The sequence below is a fragment of the Acetomicrobium sp. S15 = DSM 107314 genome (genome assembly GCF_016125955.1).
Classification (GTDB): domain Bacteria; phylum Synergistota; class Synergistia; order Synergistales; family Thermosynergistaceae; genus Thermosynergistes; species Thermosynergistes pyruvativorans.
Genome location: NZ_JADEVE010000072.1, coordinates 1 through 335 on the forward strand (window position 1 = coordinate 1; position 335 = coordinate 335).

Below are 335 nucleotides of genomic sequence, written 5' to 3' on the forward strand. Positions count from 1 at the left end.
ATATTCGATTCGCCGCGTCATCCTTATACGAATCTAATCCTTTCTGCGGTGCCCGTTCTCGACCCTCGCGCGAGGGGAAGAAGGAGCCTTTAGTCCGTGGGTGAGATCCCGAGCCAGCTCGAAGTTACTCCGGGTTGCCGATTTCATGGAGAACCAACGTCGCGATTGTGACGCTCACAGCTCCTCCAGTTTGACGGAACATACCTCTCACGCCCGGTATAGTCGCAGCCCGCTGTGGCAGGAGTTCGTAACCTTTGTCAAGTGGCTCAATGAAACGAAGGGAGCCAACCTCAAGACTTTCGGCGTAATTTATGAAAATACAGAGTTCGGCAAAC

At 53.1% G+C, this 335-nt stretch carries 2 protein-coding genes; one reads left to right on the top strand and one right to left on the bottom strand.

Going from position 1 to position 335, the window contains the following annotated elements; genetic code table 11:
- Nucleotides 1-93 carry an ABC transporter ATP-binding protein gene (locus tag EZM41_RS14495; RefSeq protein WP_446697800.1) on the top strand — a complete coding sequence of 31 codons (93 nt, stop codon included), beginning with the start codon at nucleotides 1-3 and terminating at the stop codon, nucleotides 91-93.
- Nucleotides 94-124: 31 nt separating this feature from the next.
- On the opposite strand, the gene EZM41_RS01320 is transcribed toward EZM41_RS14495, so the two are convergent.
- The coding region (locus EZM41_RS01320) for a hypothetical protein (RefSeq protein ID WP_198468634.1) at nucleotides 125-335 on the bottom strand (211 nt) is incomplete at its 5' end.